This window comes from Dyadobacter ginsengisoli DSM 21015 (genome assembly GCF_059568735.1).
Map to the genome: position 1 here is coordinate 372,582 of NZ_JCANTY010000008.1, position 18,647 is coordinate 391,228.

Consider the following 18,647-nt stretch of genomic DNA (forward strand, 5'->3'; position numbering starts at 1 on the left):
TTTTTAGCTGTTCCCGTTTTCTTTAATAGGATTGCTTATGGATCGTTTAAATGCGTCTGGCACGCCAGGATGGCCGTTTTGGCTCTATACCTTACTGGTTTTTGCATTACTGACACTGATTATTTCGCTTTCTTACTTTTTAGGGCAACGTCACCGCACAACAGCGTCCGACCAACCATACGAATCGGGGATCCTCGAAACGGGCTCGGCAAGGTTGCGGTTTTCTGCGCAGTTCTATCTGATCGCGATGATGTTTGTCATTTTCGACATCGAGGTTGTATTTATCGTGCTGTGGGCCCTGGCGTTCCGAGAACTCGGATGGCCAGGATACCTCGGCATTTGTGTTTTTATCGGACTGCTGTTTGCCGTGCTGATCTACGAATGGAGTATCGGCGCGCTGAACTTTGGACCGGACGGAAAGAAGATTCTCAAAGCATATCGTAAACTGTCCGAAAGACAAACCGTACCATGAACTGGTGGCTTAGTAAACCGTCGGATCCCACCGCGTCAACGCAGGGAACAGGGTCATTCGAAGAGGCAGTGGGGCAGAGTGTGATGCTTACGACCGTGCAGGGCCTGCTTGCATGGGGGCGACGGAATTCCATGTGGCCGTTTCACTTCGGTCTGTCGTGTTGTTTTGTGGAAATGGCGACCAGCCTGACGAGCAAATACGATGTAGCGCGGTTTGGTGCGGAGGTGATCCGGGGAACGCCCCGGGAGGCCGACGTAATGGTGATTGCAGGTACTGTTTTTGTGAAAATGGCGCCGATCATCAAACGGCTTCACGAGCAGATGATGGAGCCCAAATGGGTCATCTCCATGGGTTCCTGTGCCAATTCCGGGGGGATGTACGATATCTACAGCGTGGTGCAGGGTGTGGATAAGTTTCTTCCCGTGGATGTGTATGTTCCGGGCTGCCCGCCGCGGCCGGATGCTTTTATGCAAGGATTGATGCTCCTGGCCGATTCGGTAGGGAAGGAGCAGAGGCCGTTGAGCTGGGCTATTGGTCCCCAGGGCGTTATCAGGCCCGAAAAGCCTGTAATGCGGATAGAAAAGAGAGAGGAGAGGAAGAAGATCGTTGATTTTCGTACGCCTGACAATGTTTGACATGGATGATATCGATTCCGGTCTCGAAAATGAGCTGAGAGCCGCATTGGGCGAAACAGCGTTTAAAATACAAGTTACCACAGACGGGGTAACCACACTGCGCGTCGGGAAAGAACAAATAGTGGCCCTACTGACGCACCTGAAAACGGCGATTGTCCGTCCGTACAGCATGCTCTTTGATCTCAGCGCCATCGATGAGCGCAGTAGGACAAAGGCCGGGCTGAACGGCGCTGTACCTCCGGATTTTACGGTCGTATACCATTTACTTTCATTTAGCCGTAACCGGTTCATCCGCATCAAGGTGGCATTGCACGGCGAGTATCCTTCCATTCCATCCATTTGTTCCCTTTGGAAAAATGCGAACTGGTATGAAAGGGAGGTCTTCGATATGTTTGGTATCCGGTTTGAAGGTCATCCGCACCTCCGGCGTATATTGATGCCGTTAACTTGGATCGGCCATCCTTTAAGAAAAGAACATCCTGCACGGGCGACGGAAATGGGGCCCTTCCGGCTATGGGAGGAAAAGCAGGACCGGGAGCAGGAAGCGCTGCAGTTCAATCCGGAGGAATGGGGGCTTCAGCGGCATAGCGATGATGCGGATTTTATGTTCCTCAACCTGGGGCCGCAGCATCCGGGCACACACGGCGTGCTCCGTATTATTTTGCAGCTCGACGGCGAAGATATAGTCGATGCAGTGCCCGATATCGGTTTCCACCATCGTGGGGCCGAGAAAATGGGCGAAAGGCAGTCCTGGCACACCTACATACCCTATACCGACCGGGTGGATTACCTGGGTGGCGTGATGAACAACCTGGCCTATCTGCTCGCAGTAGAAAAGCTGGCGGGCATCCGGGTACCCGCACGCGTCGAGGTGATACGGGTGATGTTATGCGAGCTTTTCCGCATAGCCAGTCACCTGGTTTGGTATGGCACATTTGCCCAGGATCTGGGGCAACTCTCGCCGGTATTCTACATGTTTACCGACAGGGAAAAGATCTTTGATATTATTGAAGCCATTTGCGGGGCACGGATGCATCCCAACTGGTTCCGTATCGGCGGGGTAGCGCAGGATCTGCCTAACGGCTGGGACAAGCTGGTGCGGGATTTTGTCAATTATTTTCCAAAAAGGCTTCGGGAATACGACCAGATGGTCATTCGCAACAGTATTTTTCAAGCACGGACGGTGGGTATTGGCATATACACACTCGAAGAAGCGATCGAATGGGGCGTAACCGGCCCTGGACTAAGGGCGTGCGGGTTTGACTGGGATTTCAGAAAAAGACAGCCCTATTCGGGGTACGAAAACTTTGACTTCGAAATTCCTACCGCGAAAAACGGCGATTGCTTCGACCGCGCGTTGGTACGGGTCGAGGAAATGCGGCAGAGCCTGAAAATCATTTCGCAATGCCTGGAAAATATGCCGGAAGGGCCTTACAAGTCGGATCACCCGCTTACGACCCCGCCCATCAAGAAAAACACGATGCAAGACATCGAAACGCTTATTACCCATTTTCTCAATGTCAGCTGGGGGCCGGTGATCCCCGCGGGCGAGGCGATGAGCTGCATCGAGGCGACCAAAGGTGCCAACAGCTACTACCTGACCAGCGACGGCAGCACATCGGCATACCGGGTCAGGATCCGGACCCCGTCGTTTCCACACATGCAAATGCTTCCGTATATCAGTAAGGGTTACACGGTTGCAGACCTGCTGTCCATTCTCGGCAGTATCGATTATGTTTTGGCTGATATAGACCGATAACCAACAAAAAAGTTCTGTCATGACCGCCCAGGAGACACTTACACCCGAAGAAATGGCCGAGATTGACCATGAGATCGCATTGGTGCCTGTTCGACGGGCGGCAGCTATCGAGGCATTGAAAATCGTGCAGCAGCACCGGGGCTGGATCTCAGATGACAGCCTGAGTGCCATTGCACACTATCTTGAAGTATCGCAGGAAGAACTGGACAGCGTAGCCACGTTCTATAACCTGGTTTTCAGGAAACCAGTGGGAAGGAATATTATCCTCCTGTGTGACAGCATCAGCTGCTATGTAATGGGATATGAGAAAATATACGAGCAGATCCGGAGCCGGTTAAACATCGGTTTCGGGCAGACGACCCCTGACGGCCGATTTACGCTCCTGCCCAACGCCTGCCTCGGCACCTGCGATCACGCGCCGGCCCTGATGATCAACAACGAGTTGTTCCGGGACCTGACGGAAGAAAACCTGGATGAAATTCTGGACCGATACCACTGACGATATGGAAACTCCTCTTACCCAGCATATCAGCTTTGACCGCCCCTGTTATAACCTCCGGGATTATGAAAAGAACGGTGGCTATCAGGCCTTGCGGAAATCGCTCCTGCTGTCACCCGAAACCATCACCAAAACGGTGCAGGATTCGGATCTCAAGGGCCGGGGAGGAGCAGGTTTCAACACGGGGATGAAATGGAGCTTTGTGCCGATGAAGGGTCATTTTCCAGTCAAATATCTGATCGCGAATGCCGACGAAATGGAGCCGGGGACATTCAAAGACCGTATGCTGATGGAGGGGAACCCCCACCAACTGATCGAGGGGATGATCATCTCGGCATTCGCGATCCAGGCCAACATATCTTATATTTTCCTTCGTTGGGCCTATAAAAAAGCAGGCAGATTGCTCCGGCATGCTATCGACGAGGCTTACGCGGCCGGTTATCTGGGAAAAAATATCCTGGGCACGGGCTTTAACCTCGAAATGTACCTGCATACCGGTGTAGGCCGCTATATCTGCGGAGAGGAAACTGCTTTGCTCAATGCATTGGAAGGAAAGAGGGCCACGCCCAGGGCCAAACCACCCTTTCCGCAGGTAAGCGGTTTGTTTGGCAAACCTACCATCGTCAACAATGTGGAAACGCTTTGCAATATTCCGCACATCATCAATAATGGCCCCGACTGGTTCAAAAGCCTGGGGAAAGGGAGCGATGCCGGGACCAAAATATACGGCGTGAGCGGCAGGGTCAAAAAACCGGGTCTCTGGGAATTGCCAATGGGCGTTTCCATGCGCGAGCTGATCGAGGACCATGCCGGGGGCATGGCTAACGGATATGGTTTCCGGGGGGCATTGCCGGGAGGCGCCTCCACCGACTTCCTGGTGAAGGAACATCTGGATATAAATCTTGATTACAAGTCCGTTGCCGCTGCGGGAAGCCGGCTGGGCACCGGTACGATGATCATTCTGGATGATCATACGTGCCCCGTCGGGTTTGTTCATAATCTTGAACATTTCTTTGCGCAAGAGTCGTGCGGGTGGTGTACACCTTGCCGGGAAGGACTGCCGTGGACGGAGAAAATACTGCTTTCGATGGAGCGCGGCGAAGGTCGGCAGGGCGATTTGGAACTGCTCGAAATGCACACGCGCTTTTTGGGACCGGGCAATACGTTCTGCGCGCTCGCACCTGGTGCGATGGAGCCATTGCAAAGCGCACTGAAATATTTCAGAGAGGATTTTGAAAAGCATATCGATCAAAAAAAATGCCCCTGGCGGTAAATTATCATGGTACGCATTTACATCGATCAGAAGCCTTATGACGTAAAGCCGGGTAAAAACCTGCTCGAAACATGCCTCACGCTGGGTCTTGACCTGCCTTATTTCTGCTGGCATCCCGCCATGGGATCGGTCGGGGCGTGTCGCCAATGCGCCGTGAAGCTTTTCAAGGACGAAAACGACAGCACGGGGCGTCTCGTGATGGCTTGCATGGAAGGCGTCCGGGACAATATGTATGTATCTGTGAATGATGCCACTGCGCATGATTTCCGTTCGCAGAATGTGGAATGGCTGATGAGCAACCACCCGCACGACTGCGCGGTGTGCGATGAAGGCGGCTCCTGCCATTTGCAGGACATGACTGTCATGACGGGGCACGCGTACCGGCGTTTCAGGTTTCCGAAAAGAACCTATAGGAACCAGTACCTGGGGCCGTTCCTTCACCATGAAATGAACCGCTGTATCCAGTGTTACCGTTGCGTTCGGTTTTACAAGGATTATGCAGGCGGGAAAGACCTGGATGTATTTGCTGCCCACAACCATGTTTATTTCGGAAGGGAAAAGGATGGTATTCTTGAGAACGAATTTAGTGGCAACCTGGCCGAAGTATGTCCGACCGGTGTTTTTACAGATAAAACCCTGAAAGAGCATTACACCCGGAAATGGGACATGACCATGGCCCCTTCGGTGTGTCAGCATTGCAGCCTGGGCTGCAATATCATTGCCGGTGAGCGGTATGGAGAGCTGCGGCAGATCTCCAACCGGTTCAACGGCGCAGTAAACGGTTATTTTATTTGCGACCGGGGTCGATATGGCTATGAGTTCGTCAATGACCCGGACAGGGTCAGGCAACCGGTCGTGAGAATGGAAAATGGAGGGGAAAACCTGTTCGAGACCCTTAGTTCCATCCTTACGCAGGGCAGCATGATCGGCATAGGCTCCCCGAGGGCATCGCTTGAAGCGAACTTCGCTTTGCGACGGCTGGTTGGGGAACAACAGTTTTACCAGGGTGTTCCGGAAAATGAAACCCGGCTGATCAGCAAAATACTCGAGATACAGTATAGCGGGCATGTGTATACGCCATCGTTAAAGGAAACTGAATTTGCGGATGTGGTACTTGTGTTGGGCGAAGACCCCACCAATTCGGCCCCACGGCTCGCTCTGTCATTGCGGCAGGCGGTACGGAGCCAGCCATTGGAAAATATGGCCGGGTCGAATATCCCGCTTTGGCACGATGCTGCTGTCCGGGAAATGATCCAGGACGAGAAAGGAGCACTTTTTGTCGCATATCCCGTGCGGACCAAACTGGACGAAGTGGCATCCGGTACGCTTCACGCCGCCCCGGAAGACATTGCGCGTTTCGGTTTTGCGATTGCCCACTACCTGGATAGCCATTTACCCCAGCCGGAAGACATGGATACGGAAACGCTGGAATTGGCCCGGCAGCTCGCGGATCTCCTGCAAAAGGCCAGGCGACCGCTGATTTTGTCGGGCACAACGCTTTTCAATGAAGACATTATCCGGGCGGCCTATCAGATTGGGCTGGCATTGGAAAAAGAGGATGAAAAGGCCAGCTTGTGTTTTGTGTTGCCCGAATGCAATTCCGCAGGGCTGGCGATGATGCAGGCACCTTCCATTGCGACGGCGATGAAAGCTGAGGAAAGCGGCGAATTCACTACGGCGGTTATTCTGGAGAACGACCTTTACCGTCGGGCGGACAGGGCTGAAACCGATCATTTTTTAGGTATGTTCAAGCACATTATTGTACTGGATCACCTGGCACATGATACTGCCCGTGCAGCGACAGTGCTGCTACCGGCCGCCACCTTCGCCGAAGGAGAAGGAACACTCGTCAACAACGAAGGCCGGGCACAGCGGTTTTTCCAGGTTTTTATGCCTAAAAATGAAAATGTCAGGGAAAGCTGGCGGTGGCTCGACGAGCTCGGACAATTCCGTGACGGGACTAAGCCTGAAAACCTGCGGGAGCTGGACAACCTGTTGGAAGAGTTGGTTGCCGACATGCCGCAATTTAAAGGAATCGAAACCGCAGCGCCTCCCAGTGACTTTCGGATCCACGGACAGCGCATACCCAGGGAACCGCACCGGTTTAGCGGCCGGACCGCCATGCTCGCGAATGTGGCCGTGAGCGAACCCAAACCGCCGGAAGACACGGATTCACCATTTTCTTTTACCATGGAAGGCTACCGTGGCATCCCGCCTGCGCCTTTGACACCGTTTTACTGGTCGCCCGGATGGAATTCGGGACAGTCTGTTCATAAATACCAGAGCGAGACCGGTGGATCATTAAAGGGGGGAGATCCCGGTGTGAGGCTGTCGGGACAAGGATTATTTTTTGAGAACGGCTTTCAGGGAACTATCCCGCCTGCTTTCAAACGAAATCCCAATGAAATGACCCTGGTGCCGTTACCTCACATTTACGGCTCTGATGAGCTGAGTGCGCATTCTCCTTCTGTGGAAAGCCGTTCACCACGTCCCTATATTGCGCTCAACAGCCTGGATGCGGAGCGCTTGCAGGCTGCCGAAGGAGATGTGTTGCAAATACGGATAGGCGAACTGGTTTATGACCTGCCGGTAATGAGGAAGGACGAGCTTCCCGAAGGCCTTGCCGGATTACCGTACAATCTGCCCCTGATGTCGGGCATCTCCTGGCCTGCGAAAGGGATTTTAACCAAAGCAATGTTATGAACGAGATTCTGAAATATGTACTGATGATCGTGATCCTCCTCTTTACGCTGACCACGATTGCGGCCTGGCTGATCTGGCTGGAACGTCGCATGCTGGCGCTATGGCAGGATCGCTACGGCCCAAACCGGGCGGGACCTTTCGGTTTGTTCATTGTCGCGGCCGACACCATCAAGCTGTTTTTTAAGGAAGACTGGATACCGCCGTTCGCTGAGAAGGCAGTTTTTGTTTTTGCTCCCGCAATCGTAGCGGCGTCCGTATTATTGAGTTTTGTAGTCGTGCCTTTTACGCCAGACATATTGGTAGCCGATCTGGATATAGGTTTGCTGTTCTTTCTGGCCATGTCGTCGCTCGGCGTGTACAGCATCGTGCTGGGCGGGTGGGCTTCCAATAACAAATATTCGCTGCTCGGAGCATTGCGCGGTGCTTCCCAGATGATCAGCTATGAAGTTTTTATGGGACTTTCTCTGATGGGTGTGGTGATGCTTTCGGGTTCATTCCGGCTGACAGATATCGTGCTGGCACAAAAGGACTTATGGTTTGTGGTGACGCAGCCCGTTGGTTTTGTGCTCTTTCTGACAGCCGGAATAGCCGAAACGCACAGACTACCTTTTGATATCCCGGAGGCGGAAAGCGAGCTCGTGGCCGGGTTCCACTCGGAATACTCGGGTATGAAGTTTGGCATGTTCTTCATTGGGGAATATCTCGGTATCATCCTGATTTCCGCGATGGTGGTCACCATTTTTTTTGGAGGATGGCTGGGGCCGGTTCTGCCGCCATTGGTGTGGTTTACGCTCAAAACGTTTGTTTTCATTGTGTTCTTTATCCTGCTGCGGGCTTCGCTCCCGAGGCCGCGGTACGATCAGCTGATGGAATACGGCTGGAAAATCATCCTGCCCATTGCTTTGCTCAACCTGCTCATAACCGGTGCATTTACATTGCTGAAAGACTAACCATTAACCCAATGCGTCATGATCAGCTTACTCAGATCCATAGGACTCACTTTTTTGCACATGTTCAGAAAACGTGAGACAATCCAGTACCCTGAAGAAAAAGTGGTGCTGCACCCGCGCTGGCGAGGGCGGATCGTGCTCACCCGCGACCCCGATATGGGCGAGCGATGCGTGGGCTGTTACCTCTGTGCCGCCGCCTGCCCTGTGGACTGTATTTCCCTGCAGGCTACCGAGGACGAGCATGGCAGAAGGTATCCCGCCTTTTTCAGGATCAATTTTTCGAGATGCATATTCTGCGGGTATTGCGAAGAAGCCTGCCCGACCTATGCCATTCAGCTTATTCCTGACTTTGAAATGGGGGAATACAACCGGCAGAATCTGGTATACGAGAAGGAAGATCTGCTGATCGACAGTCAGGGGAAATATCCGGGCTACAACTACTACAAGGTGGCCGGGCTGGCTGCGGGAGTGAAAGGAAAGGGAGAAGGGGAGAACGAAGAGCCGCCGGTGGATATACGCAGTTTGATCCCTTAGATGATGGAAATCGCTTTTTACATCGCCGCCGCTGTTGCCCTGGTTGCCACGTTGATGGTCATTACACGGCATAACCCCGTTCATGCGCTGCTGTACCTGAATGTATCGCTGCTGGCGCACGCCATGCTCTTTTATTTGCTCGGTGCATCTTTTGCGGCTTTGCTGGAGATCATTATTTATGCAGGAGCGATCATGGTGCTTTTCATTTTTGTTGTGATGCTTTTGAACCTGGGAAAAGAGACGGCAGAGCAGGAGCGTAAATGGCTCAGGACGAAAGTATGGGCGGGTCCGTCGTTGCTGGCAGCCATATTGTTTGCCGAATTTCTGGTGCTTGTTTTATCGTCGGAGCAAAGTACCTACAGTCCGGCAACGGTACCACCCAGAGAAGTGGCCATTGCGTTGTTCCGGCAATATCTGATCGGCGTCGAGCTGGCGGCTATGCTGCTTATGGCGGCTGTTGTGGGCGCTGCGCATATCGGCCGCCACAAGAGACTGGTATTACACCGGTTTTTGAAGGAAGAAAAGGAGAGAGAAGAAGAGAAACAAGAAGAACCGGTGCTATGAAATCATCAATATCCGTTGAAATGGTCGTTCTGCTGGCAGGTCTCCTGTTTGCACTGGGGATCGTCGGCGTCATCATCCGGAAGAACATCGTTTTCATGCTCTTGTCTGTTGAGATCATGCTCAATGCATCCGGCCTGGCATTTATTGCGGCAGGTTCCCGGTGGGGACAGCCCGACGGGCAGGTGATGTTCGTGTTCATTCTGGCCATGGCCGCGGCGGAAGTTTCGATCGGCCTGGCGCTGATCCTGCAAATCTATCACCAGCACAAATCCCTGGATATAGATAAACTGAAAGAAATGAATGGGTAGGTAACCCGTTAACTGAAAGCACATGGACAAGTATCTATGGCTCATACCCGCCCTTCCGCTTGGCGGATTCCTGATCCTCGCATTCGCGGGAGGTTACCTGCCACGGAAATGGGTAGCCCTTGTGGGAGCAGGCAGTATCTGCCTTTCCGCGCTGGCCGCATTTGTCGTGAGCGCCGCATTGCTGTCCAACATGCCCGTGAGCGGCGCATATTCACAAACTTTATGGACTTGGTTCGAGGTAGATGGCTTCAACGCGAAGATTACCCTGACGCTTGACGCCCTTTCACTGGTTTTCGTCTTTGTAATCACATTCATAGGGGCGCTGATTCATATCTACTCAACTGCTTTTATGGAAGAGGACAGGGATTATGCCCGCTTTTTTGCGAGTATGAACCTGTTTGTCTTTTCCATGCTCGTGCTGGTGCTGGCAGACAATCTTTTGCTGATGTACCTGGGTTGGGAAGGTGTGGGGTTGTGTAGTTACCTGCTGATCGGCTTTTGGTATGAACAACCCACTAATGGCAATGCGGCCCGAAAGGCCTTTACGGTGACCCGGATAGGGGATATGGCCATGGCTATCGGGCTTTTTATGATCTTTCAGCAGTCGGGTACTCTTGTCATTTCGGATATTGCAACAGGGGCGGCGGAGACCTGGCAGCAGAACAGCACCGTCGTCACCGTGATCGCGCTGCTGCTTTTGGCGGGCGGCATCGGCAAATCGGCCCAGCTTCCGTTGCAAACCTGGCTGCCGGATGCGATGGCGGGGCCTTCCCCCGTGAGCGCACTCATCCACGCAGCCACAATGGTAACCGCGGGGGTGTATCTGGTTGCTCGTATGCATGCGGTTTTTGCCCTTTCCGAGACGGCCCTCCTGGTGGTGGCGATCATCGGAGCGGCGACCCTGTTGCTCGCCGGGTTGACGGCGCTTACCCAATACGACATTAAGCGGGTACTGGCTTATTCGACGATCAGCCAGATCGGGTACATGTTCCTCGCGCTCGGCGTTGGTGCCTGGACGGCAGCCGTGTTCCACTTTATGATCCATGCATTTTTTAAGGCATTGCTCTTCCTGGCCGCAGGGGTGATTATAGAAGCGCTTCATCATGAGCATAATATGTTCCGAATGGGCGGACTGAAAGATAAAATGCCGGTTGTTTTCTGGACGTTTCTGGCGGGTGCCATATCACTTGCCGCTGTGCCGCTGATCAGCGGAGGGTTTTACAGTAAGGATCAGATCCTTTGGTATACCTGGGCGGCGGATGGAGGCAGCCCAATACTTTGGGCCGTGGCCTTATCAGGTGCACTGATCACCGCTGCCTATACCACCCGCATGATGATCCTGACATTCTGGGGTGAACCGCATACGCCGGTCGGGCACCACCCGGGCAAACGCATGACCATTCCGTTGGTAATACTCGCCTTATTTTCGGTTTTTGCCGGCTTTGTGGAGCTACCACATAATTTCGGGCATCTCACCCTCTTTTCAGATCTGCTACATCCTGCAATGCCTGAAACGGTGTTGCGGGACAATGCCGGTTCGGAATGGCTGTTTCAGCTTTTGGCTGCATTGGCGACGTTGGGGGGCATCATGCTCGGATACTTTTACTATTACCGGCAACCAGCGCGGATCGAAAGTCTCCGGCAAAATGGTTTGCTGGTCAAACTATACCGGTTCTGGTTCTCGGGCTGGGGCTTCGATGCACTATACGACCGTATACTGGTAAGGCCATTCATTTTTATGGCCAGGATCAACAAAGCGGATATTACGGATAAGCTTTATACCGGCATAGGTTCCATGACCGGGGAAATGTACCAGCTGCTTTCACGAACGCAATCCGGTTCGCTCCGGTGGTACATCATGGGTCTGGTGATTGGTGCAATTCTCATACTGGGTATTCAGATAATGTTATGATACTGGTCCTGATGATCACGGTTTTAATGGCTGGCGCTGTGCTGGCAGTCCTAGCCGGGGAATGGAATAGGAACGTTCCCCGCTGGATCGCATTGACGGCCTGTGCTACCGGCCTGTTTATGGTCCTGTTTTTGTGGGCTGATCCTTCCCGTCCCGGCTTTTCTGTCACCGGAGAGCAATGGCTGATGCAGTTTCGGAAAGAGTGGATCCCTACCTTTGGCATTACCTTTCACCTGGCTGTGGATGGCCTGAGTTTGCTTTTATTAGCGCTGACATTTTTTCTGGGTATTCTGGCTGTGCTGTGTTCCTGGGAGGAAATCCGGCAGAGGACCGGTTTTTACTATTTCAATCTGCTCTGGATTCTGGCCGGTGTGGCCGGGGTTTTTATGGCAATGGACTTATTCCTGTTCTATTTTTTCTGGGAGGTGATGCTCATTCCCATGTACTTTCTGATCGGGATATGGGGAAGTGAAAACAGGGTTTATGCGGCATATAAGTTCTTTATTTTTACACAGGCAAGCGGCCTGCTGATGTTCCTGGCGATACTGGGTCTGTATTTTATTCACGGGCGCAACACAGGGGTGTACACGTTCGGGTATTTTGAGCTGGTCAATACTGTTATTCCTTTCAAAGCCGCTGTCTGGCTGATGTCGGGTTTTATGATTGCCTTTGCCGTCAAACTGCCCGTGTTCCCATTCCACACCTGGTTGCCCGACGCGCACGGCGAAGCACCCACTGCCGGAAGCCTGATCCTGGCCGGACTGCTTTTGAAGACCGGCGCGTATGGTATGCTCCGGTTTGTAGTACCATTGTTTCCGGAGGTGGTCCAAGAGGCGGCCGTTCCGGCTATGGTGTTGGGTGTGGCCGGGATTATTTACGGTGCCGTGATGGCCTATTCGCAAACCGATCTGAAAAGGCTGGTTGCATTTACGAGCGTCAGCCATATGGGTTTTGTAATCACCGGGATTTTTGCATTGAATGAACTTGCGCTGCAAGGCGTCGTGATGCAGCTTGTCACCCATGCCCTGAGCACCGGAGCACTGTTTTTAATGGCCGGTATGATTAAGGAACGGCTGCATACCCGCGATATCGAACAGATGGGCGGACTCTGGAGTTCGATGCCCCGGATGGGTGCCATTGGGCTGGTGTTTGCGATGGCGTCACTTGGATTGCCCGGGTTAGGAAACTTCGTCGCCGAATTTCTGATCCTGCTGGGTGTTTTTCAGGCACAACCCTGGATCACCGTAGTTGCTGCGTCCGGATTGATATTCTCGGCTGTCTACTCCCTGCGCATTGTGGCGAAAATTTTTCTGGGTCGCCGCGAAGCAACGGAAGCTGTCCCCGATCTTTCTTTTCGGGAGATGTTGATCATGGCCTCGCTCACGGTTTCCGTGGTTTGGCTGGGTTTGTTTCCGCAACCAGTGATCGATACCGCCAGGCCTGCCATTACGGAACTCGTCCGCTTAATGCATATTCAAAATGAGACCTCACACGACCAGTCTTATGTCAAATAATGATTTTTACGCGCTGATGCCGCTATTGGTGCTGGCCGGCGCATCGGTTTTGGTGATGTTGCTGATCGTGGCGCGGTTGAGCCACCGCGTGATCCAGATCGTGAGCTTATTGCTATTTTTGGTAGCGTTTGCTTCGCTGGTCAATATTCGTGGTATGTTTCCCTACCGGATAGCCCCGCTGTTTATAGTGGATAGTTTCGGCGCTTTCATGATCGGACTGATCATATTTTCTGGGTTGGTGGTCAATGTATTCTCCTACATCTATTTTCAGGAAAAAGAGGAAGGGCCCAGGGAGTATTATGTACTGCTGTTCCTGTGTACGCTGGGCGCGTGCGTGCTGGCAGTGAGCGATCATTTTGTCTCGGTTTTCCTGGGTCTGGAGATCCTGACGGTGGGACTGTATGCGCTTATTGCCTACCTGCGGAAAAGGAATCACAGCATAGAGGCCGGGATCAAATATCTGGTTCTGGCCGCGTTTTCATCCGCATTCCTGTTGTTTGGAATGGCCCTGGTCTATTTGCAGACGGGTACCATGTCGTTTGCAGGGATGGCAGACGTGCTGGCGATACAAAGCGCCCCGCCGTTACTGATCACCGGATTGGGGCTGATGCTTGTCGGATTGGGTTTCAAACTCGCCGTGGTACCTTTTCACATGTGGACTGCCGATGTGTATCAGGGTGCCCCTGTACCGGTTACCGCATTTATCGCCACCGCCTCGAAGGGCGGAGTGGTGGCGGCACTGCTGCGTTTTTTTGTGGCCATCGACGGCTTTCGCTCCGAACAACTGCAGGTAGTCCTGATCACCATCGCCATTGCCTCGATGGTTGTAGGTAACCTGCTGGCACTGAGGCAAACAAATATTAAGCGGCTGCTCGCTTATTCGTCCATTGCGCACCTGGGCTACTTACTTGTGGCGTTTATACCGGGAAGCTATGTGGTGCCGCAGGCGGTCAGCTTCTATCTGCTCACCTATTTTACCACCACTTTTGCCGCGTTCGGAGTGGTTACGATCCTTTCGCGTGCTGAGTCGGACGCTGAGGAGCTTAGTCGTTACCAGGGATTGTTCTGGAAGCATCCCGCACTGGCCGCTATATTGAGCGTAGCGATGTTCTCGCTGGCAGGCATACCACTCACAGCGGGTTTTACCGGCAAATTTTACGTATTGACTACGGGTATCGGGCAGGGTTTCTGGTTACTGGCCGTTGTGCTCGTACTCAGCAGCGTCGTCGGACTGTACTATTACCTCCGGGTTATCACGAGCATGTTCTCCGGAACCCGAGGCGATGTGCGCGAGCCCCGTGCGAAATACCCTGTTTTTCTGGGCATCAGCATGGTTGTCCTGTCCGTCCTCACTTTCGCGCTGATCTGGCTCGGTGTATATCCCGATGGTGTGATCGGCGTCGTTCGGAGGCTTCAATTAGAATAGGTATTGTCATCCGGCCAGGGGCGCCGCTTCCTGGCAGAAAAACTGCCGCCACTGCTTTGGCATTCTGCATATAACGGCTACTGCTGAGTGGAAATATTAGTAGAATATATATGACTTAATGTTTTTAAAACCCTACATTTGAGTAAAACGAACCGGTTGAAAAAGGTTTTCTCCATACTCCTGTGCGGATTACTCCTCTACAATATCATGGGCTTCCCGCTTGTGTATTGGGTAGGAGAGTATTGGGCAATGGGAGAAAGCGGGGATATTTCACCAGCACCGGTATCGGCCGGGGATTTGTTGATCCTTAAGATTCCCATCATGATCCCTTACCAAACCGACTGGCAGGTCGCCGAGCCGGCAGAAGGGCGCTTGCGAAAAGGGGATGATTTTTATCAGATCATCGAACAGCAACTCCGGAATGACACGCTGTACGTGAAATGCAAGCTCGATATAACCGCGAAGGACCGGTACCTCGACCTGGTGTCGCACGTGGACAAGCACGTAAAAGGTGGTGTCGCGGATGGCAAGGGCAAGACCCCGCAATTGCTCAAAAACTTTTTAAAAGATTACCTGACCTTCAATAGAAAGCACTGTTTTTTTGTGATCGACTGGATCGAGAAGCAGACCAGCTTCAAAAGCATTTTGTTGACTTTTCCTTCATTGTTTCTATACATTGCCTCTCCACCTCCGAGGTGATTTTTTGGAAATATTCCTGTACATGACACTCCTTTCTGCTCCTACCGGCAGATAGGGGATGCTGCGTGTACATGCTGTTTTGTTCAAAAAATCAGAGTAACGCTAAGAAAATGAAGCAAAAACTTTTACTGTTTATTGTCGTGCTTTTGAGTGCGATGGCAATAAGCCTGTGCACGAAGCCGACATCGGAGGATAAAATGCTGAGTTTGTTGCAGGAGTCGAAGCAAAGAGCTTTCAACTACCAGAACAACTTTTGCCCGGACGCACAGCTGCTGTACCTCGATTCACTGCTGAAAGCAATACCGGAAAACGAAGTGGCACAGCGGTTCAGGATCAAGCATTTCAAGGCCAACGTGTTGTTACAGCTCGGTAAGCCCGACGATGCGATCGGTATCCTGAAAAACCTGGAACGCAACCCGGGGCCTTTCGTGGCCTTGCCAGGGGTATTACGCAAAGTGAGTGATGACATGGCGGTAGCTTACCTGCGCTTTGGTGAGCAGATCAACTGTATCAACAACCATTCCGTGGATGCGTGTATCCTGCCGATCAAAAATGGCGGCGTCCATCAGAATACCAAGGGTTCCAGGGGCGCAGTTGACATTTATAAGAGAATGCTGTCCGAAAAGGCAGACGATTTTGAGGCATTGTGGCTGCTGAATATTGCGTATATGACCCTGGGTCAGTATCCTTCACGCGTGCCTAAGACAATGCTGATCCCCGCCATGGACGCCCCGGATCCCAATGCCGTAAAGCCCTTCCTGGACATTGCGCCCGATTTGAAACTGGACGTAAAGAATATGGCCGGCGGTGTGATCTCCGAGGATTTCGATAACGACGGGTTTCTGGATCTGGCCATGTCGGGCTGGGATCTCAGCGAACCGATGCATTATTTCAAAAACAATGGTGACGGAACATTTACGGACAGGTCGGAACAGTCGCGTTTGAGCAAGTTCACGGGTGGGTTGCATATGATGCAAACCGATTACAACAACGATGGTAACAAGGACATTTTCGTACTACGCGGCGCCTGGTTAAGCGGTCCGTATGGCGAGCAGCCGAATTCGTTGCTCCGGAACAACGGGGACGGCACGTTCACCGACGTGACCATCGATAGCGGCTTGCTGTCGATGCACCCGACCCAGACAGCTACCTGGAACGACTTCAACAACGACGGGTGGCTGGATGTATTCATCGGAAACGAAACGACGATCGGCGCGAACTACCATCCCTGCGAGCTGTACCTGAACAATAAAAACGGGACCTTCACCGAAGTTGCGAAGCAAACAAATTCCGATATCGCCGCATTTGTAAAGGGTGTCAATTCAGCCGACTATGACAACGACGGCTGGAACGACCTGTTCATTTCCACATTAAGCGGACGCCGTTTTTTACTGCGGAACAAAGGGGTAGGAAGTGGTAATAATGGCCGTGGCATCAGTTTCGAAGACATGACCCAGAGGGCAACGCTGGATATAGATCAGAACCGCAGTTTTGCGACCTGGTTTTGGGATTATGACAACGACGGCTGGCAGGACATCCTTTGCGGAGACTACACGATGGACTATAACCTGAGCTATTACGCAGCTGCCGAGCGACTGGGGAATTCTCCCGAATTTCATGGCCAACCTGTGCTTTATCATAACAACCATGACGGTACATTCAGCAACGTCACCAAAGCCATGGGATTGGATAAAACGGGTTTTGCCATGGGAGGCAACTTCGGAGATATCGACAATGATGGTTATCTCGACATATTCATCGGGACGGGTAATCCGAGCTATAAATCGTTGATACCGAATAAAATGTTCAGAAATATTGAAGGTAAGGGCTTTGCGGACGTGACCACTTCGGCCCAGGTGGGCAGCTTGCAGAAGGGGCACGGTGTAGCTTTTGCCGATATGGACAATGACGGTGATCAGGACATTTACATCGAAATGGGGGGCGCCTACATTGGCGATGCATACCAGAACTCGTTTTTTATGAACCCGGGACAAAACGAAAATAACTGGATATCCATTGACCTGGAAGGCGTAACGGCAAACAAAGCGGCCGTCGGTTCGGGGATCAAGGTCACTTTCACTGAAAACGGCAAGACCAGAAGCGTTTACCGGAATGTCACTTCGGGCGGAAGCTTTGGGTCAGCGCCGTTCAAGCGGGAGATTGGTCTGGGACAAGCCCGGATGATCGACGAAATCGAGATCCGGTGGAATGGCAGCGGGAAGGTGCAAAAGTTGCGGCACATTGCTGTCAATCAGTTTATCAGGATTCGGGAAGGAGCCGCCGAACCCGAGAAGCTGCTGATTAAAAAGCTGACCTTCAGGCAAGGTCACAACCATGAGATGCCTGTTTGCCTGCCGGTGGCCAAAGCGAGCATTTAACCATTACCGACAGGAACCCGGCGGGGCAGATGCTGTTCAAATGCTTCGCCGGAGTTCCTGGCAGTACAACCAATCGGTGACGATTCTTAATCCGGCAATGTCGCAGCCGCCGTAGGTCAGGCAGCGCCCCGAACATGACGGGCCTGTGATTTTGGCGGGGAAACATGTAATAAACCGGTCGATTTCATGCTGTAAGTCTCGTGCAATCCGCTATATTGTAGTCCCGCGGTTTTTGGCGTCGGTTGTCGATATAAAACGGACTATACTTTTTATGATGTTGTATATCAAATACATGGTCAGCTTGCGATGCAAAATGATGGTGGAAGAAGAATTGAAAAAGCTGGGTTTACACTATGCAGTAGTGGATTTAGGCAGCGTTGAGATTCTCGAAAATATAACGGCCGACCAGCGCCGGGTACTCAAAAAGAACCTGCTCCATTCCGGATTGGAGCTACTTGATGATAAGAGAAGTATTCTGATTGAAAAAATCAAAAATGTCATCGTGGAAATGATTCACTACCAGGACGACATGCCCAAAACGAACTACTCCGATTACATCGCTGAAAAGCTGGGGTACGACTACACCTATCTCTCCAATATTTTTTCAGAAGTGAAAGGGATAAACATCCAGCAGTTTATCATCAATCACAAAATTGAAAGGGTAAAAGAACTGCTGCTCTATGAGGACCTTAATCTCACAGAAATATCTTATAAAATGCACTACAGCAGCGTCGCGCATTTGTCTAATCAGTTTAAAAAGGTCACTGGCCTGCCCCCGTCATTTTACAAGAAGCTCAGACAAAAACGGTATAGCAATCTGGAAAACATATGAGGTGGCGGTTTTGTCACTTTGATCGGTTGTCAAAACATTAGGTGCTTGCTATTGACCCCGTTGATTGAACGGACAGGAAAGAGGATATTGGATCATTGCCACACCCTGTTGGCTGAGTCGGGAATCAGTGAAGAATGTAACTTTTAGAGTTGCTTATGTAACAAAGCAGGCGCTTTCCGTGACGACCTT

General features: G+C 52.0%; 16 protein-coding genes. All 16 read left to right on the forward strand.

Going from position 1 to position 18,647, the window contains the following annotated elements:
* The first annotated feature begins 37 nt into the window (after positions 1-37).
* On the forward strand, positions 38-472 hold the full coding sequence (locus tag BP71_RS29135; RefSeq protein ID WP_496385125.1) for an NADH-quinone oxidoreductase subunit A: 435 nt from the start codon (positions 38-40) through the stop codon (positions 470-472).
* Positions 469-1,107: an NADH-quinone oxidoreductase subunit B gene (locus BP71_RS29140; RefSeq protein WP_496385126.1), complete on the forward strand. Its 639-nt coding sequence runs from the start codon at positions 469-471 to the stop codon at positions 1,105-1,107. Before BP71_RS29135 ends, BP71_RS29140 begins: the two co-directional genes overlap by 4 nt.
* A gap of 1 nt (position 1,108) precedes the next feature.
* Positions 1,109-2,866 carry an NADH-quinone oxidoreductase subunit C/D gene (nuoC, locus tag BP71_RS29145; protein WP_496385127.1) on the forward strand — a complete coding sequence of 586 codons (1,758 nt, stop codon included), beginning with the start codon at positions 1,109-1,111 and terminating at the stop codon, positions 2,864-2,866.
* A 19-nt stretch (positions 2,867-2,885) separates the two neighbouring features.
* Positions 2,886-3,365 (forward strand): NADH-quinone oxidoreductase subunit NuoE, encoded by a 480-nt coding sequence (gene nuoE / locus BP71_RS29150; RefSeq protein ID WP_496385128.1) that lies wholly within the window; start codon positions 2,886-2,888, stop codon positions 3,363-3,365.
* Positions 3,340-4,638 carry an NADH-quinone oxidoreductase subunit NuoF gene (gene nuoF, locus BP71_RS29155; RefSeq protein ID WP_496385129.1) on the forward strand — a complete coding sequence of 433 codons (1,299 nt, stop codon included), beginning with the start codon at positions 3,340-3,342 and terminating at the stop codon, positions 4,636-4,638. Before nuoE ends, nuoF begins: the two co-directional genes overlap by 26 nt.
* Before the next feature lie 6 nt (positions 4,639-4,644).
* Positions 4,645-7,341 carry an NADH-quinone oxidoreductase subunit NuoG gene (gene nuoG, locus BP71_RS29160; protein WP_496385130.1) on the forward strand — a complete coding sequence of 899 codons (2,697 nt, stop codon included), beginning with the start codon at positions 4,645-4,647 and terminating at the stop codon, positions 7,339-7,341.
* Positions 7,338-8,291, forward strand: a complete 954-nt coding sequence (gene nuoH, locus BP71_RS29165; protein ID WP_496385131.1) for an NADH-quinone oxidoreductase subunit NuoH — start codon at positions 7,338-7,340, stop codon at positions 8,289-8,291. Before nuoG ends, nuoH begins: the two co-directional genes overlap by 4 nt.
* Positions 8,292-8,309: 18 nt before the next feature.
* A complete protein-coding gene (nuoI, locus tag BP71_RS29170; protein ID WP_496385132.1) occupies positions 8,310-8,825 on the forward strand; it encodes an NADH-quinone oxidoreductase subunit NuoI in 516 nt (171 codons plus the stop codon).
* A gap of 3 nt (positions 8,826-8,828) precedes the next feature.
* Positions 8,829-9,389, forward strand: a complete 561-nt coding sequence (nuoJ, locus tag BP71_RS29175; protein ID WP_496385133.1) for an NADH-quinone oxidoreductase subunit J — start codon at positions 8,829-8,831, stop codon at positions 9,387-9,389.
* Positions 9,386-9,697, forward strand: coding sequence for an NADH-quinone oxidoreductase subunit NuoK (gene nuoK / locus BP71_RS29180; RefSeq protein WP_496385134.1), 312 nt, complete (start codon positions 9,386-9,388; stop codon positions 9,695-9,697). The genes nuoJ and nuoK overlap by 4 nt, the downstream gene beginning before the upstream one ends.
* Before the next feature lie 22 nt (positions 9,698-9,719).
* Complete coding sequence (gene nuoL / locus BP71_RS29185) at positions 9,720-11,609, forward strand: NADH-quinone oxidoreductase subunit L (protein ID WP_496385135.1); 1,890 nt, start codon at positions 9,720-9,722, stop codon at positions 11,607-11,609.
* Positions 11,606-13,123 carry a complex I subunit 4 family protein gene (locus BP71_RS29190; protein WP_496385136.1) on the forward strand — a complete coding sequence of 506 codons (1,518 nt, stop codon included), beginning with the start codon at positions 11,606-11,608 and terminating at the stop codon, positions 13,121-13,123. Before nuoL ends, BP71_RS29190 begins: the two co-directional genes overlap by 4 nt.
* Positions 13,113-14,549, forward strand: a complete 1,437-nt coding sequence (locus BP71_RS29195) for an NADH-quinone oxidoreductase subunit N (protein WP_496385137.1) — start codon at positions 13,113-13,115, stop codon at positions 14,547-14,549. The genes BP71_RS29190 and BP71_RS29195 overlap by 11 nt, the downstream gene beginning before the upstream one ends.
* Before the next feature lie 138 nt (positions 14,550-14,687).
* Positions 14,688-15,248 carry a hypothetical protein gene (locus BP71_RS29200; protein ID WP_496385138.1) on the forward strand — a complete coding sequence of 187 codons (561 nt, stop codon included), beginning with the start codon at positions 14,688-14,690 and terminating at the stop codon, positions 15,246-15,248.
* Between the two features lie 110 nt (positions 15,249-15,358).
* Positions 15,359-17,626, forward strand: coding sequence for a CRTAC1 family protein (locus BP71_RS29205; protein ID WP_496385139.1), 2,268 nt, complete (start codon positions 15,359-15,361; stop codon positions 17,624-17,626).
* Between the two features lie 271 nt (positions 17,627-17,897).
* A complete protein-coding gene (locus BP71_RS29210; RefSeq protein ID WP_496385140.1) occupies positions 17,898-18,458 on the forward strand; it encodes a helix-turn-helix domain-containing protein in 561 nt (186 codons plus the stop codon).
* Positions 18,459-18,647: the final 189 nt, after the last annotated feature.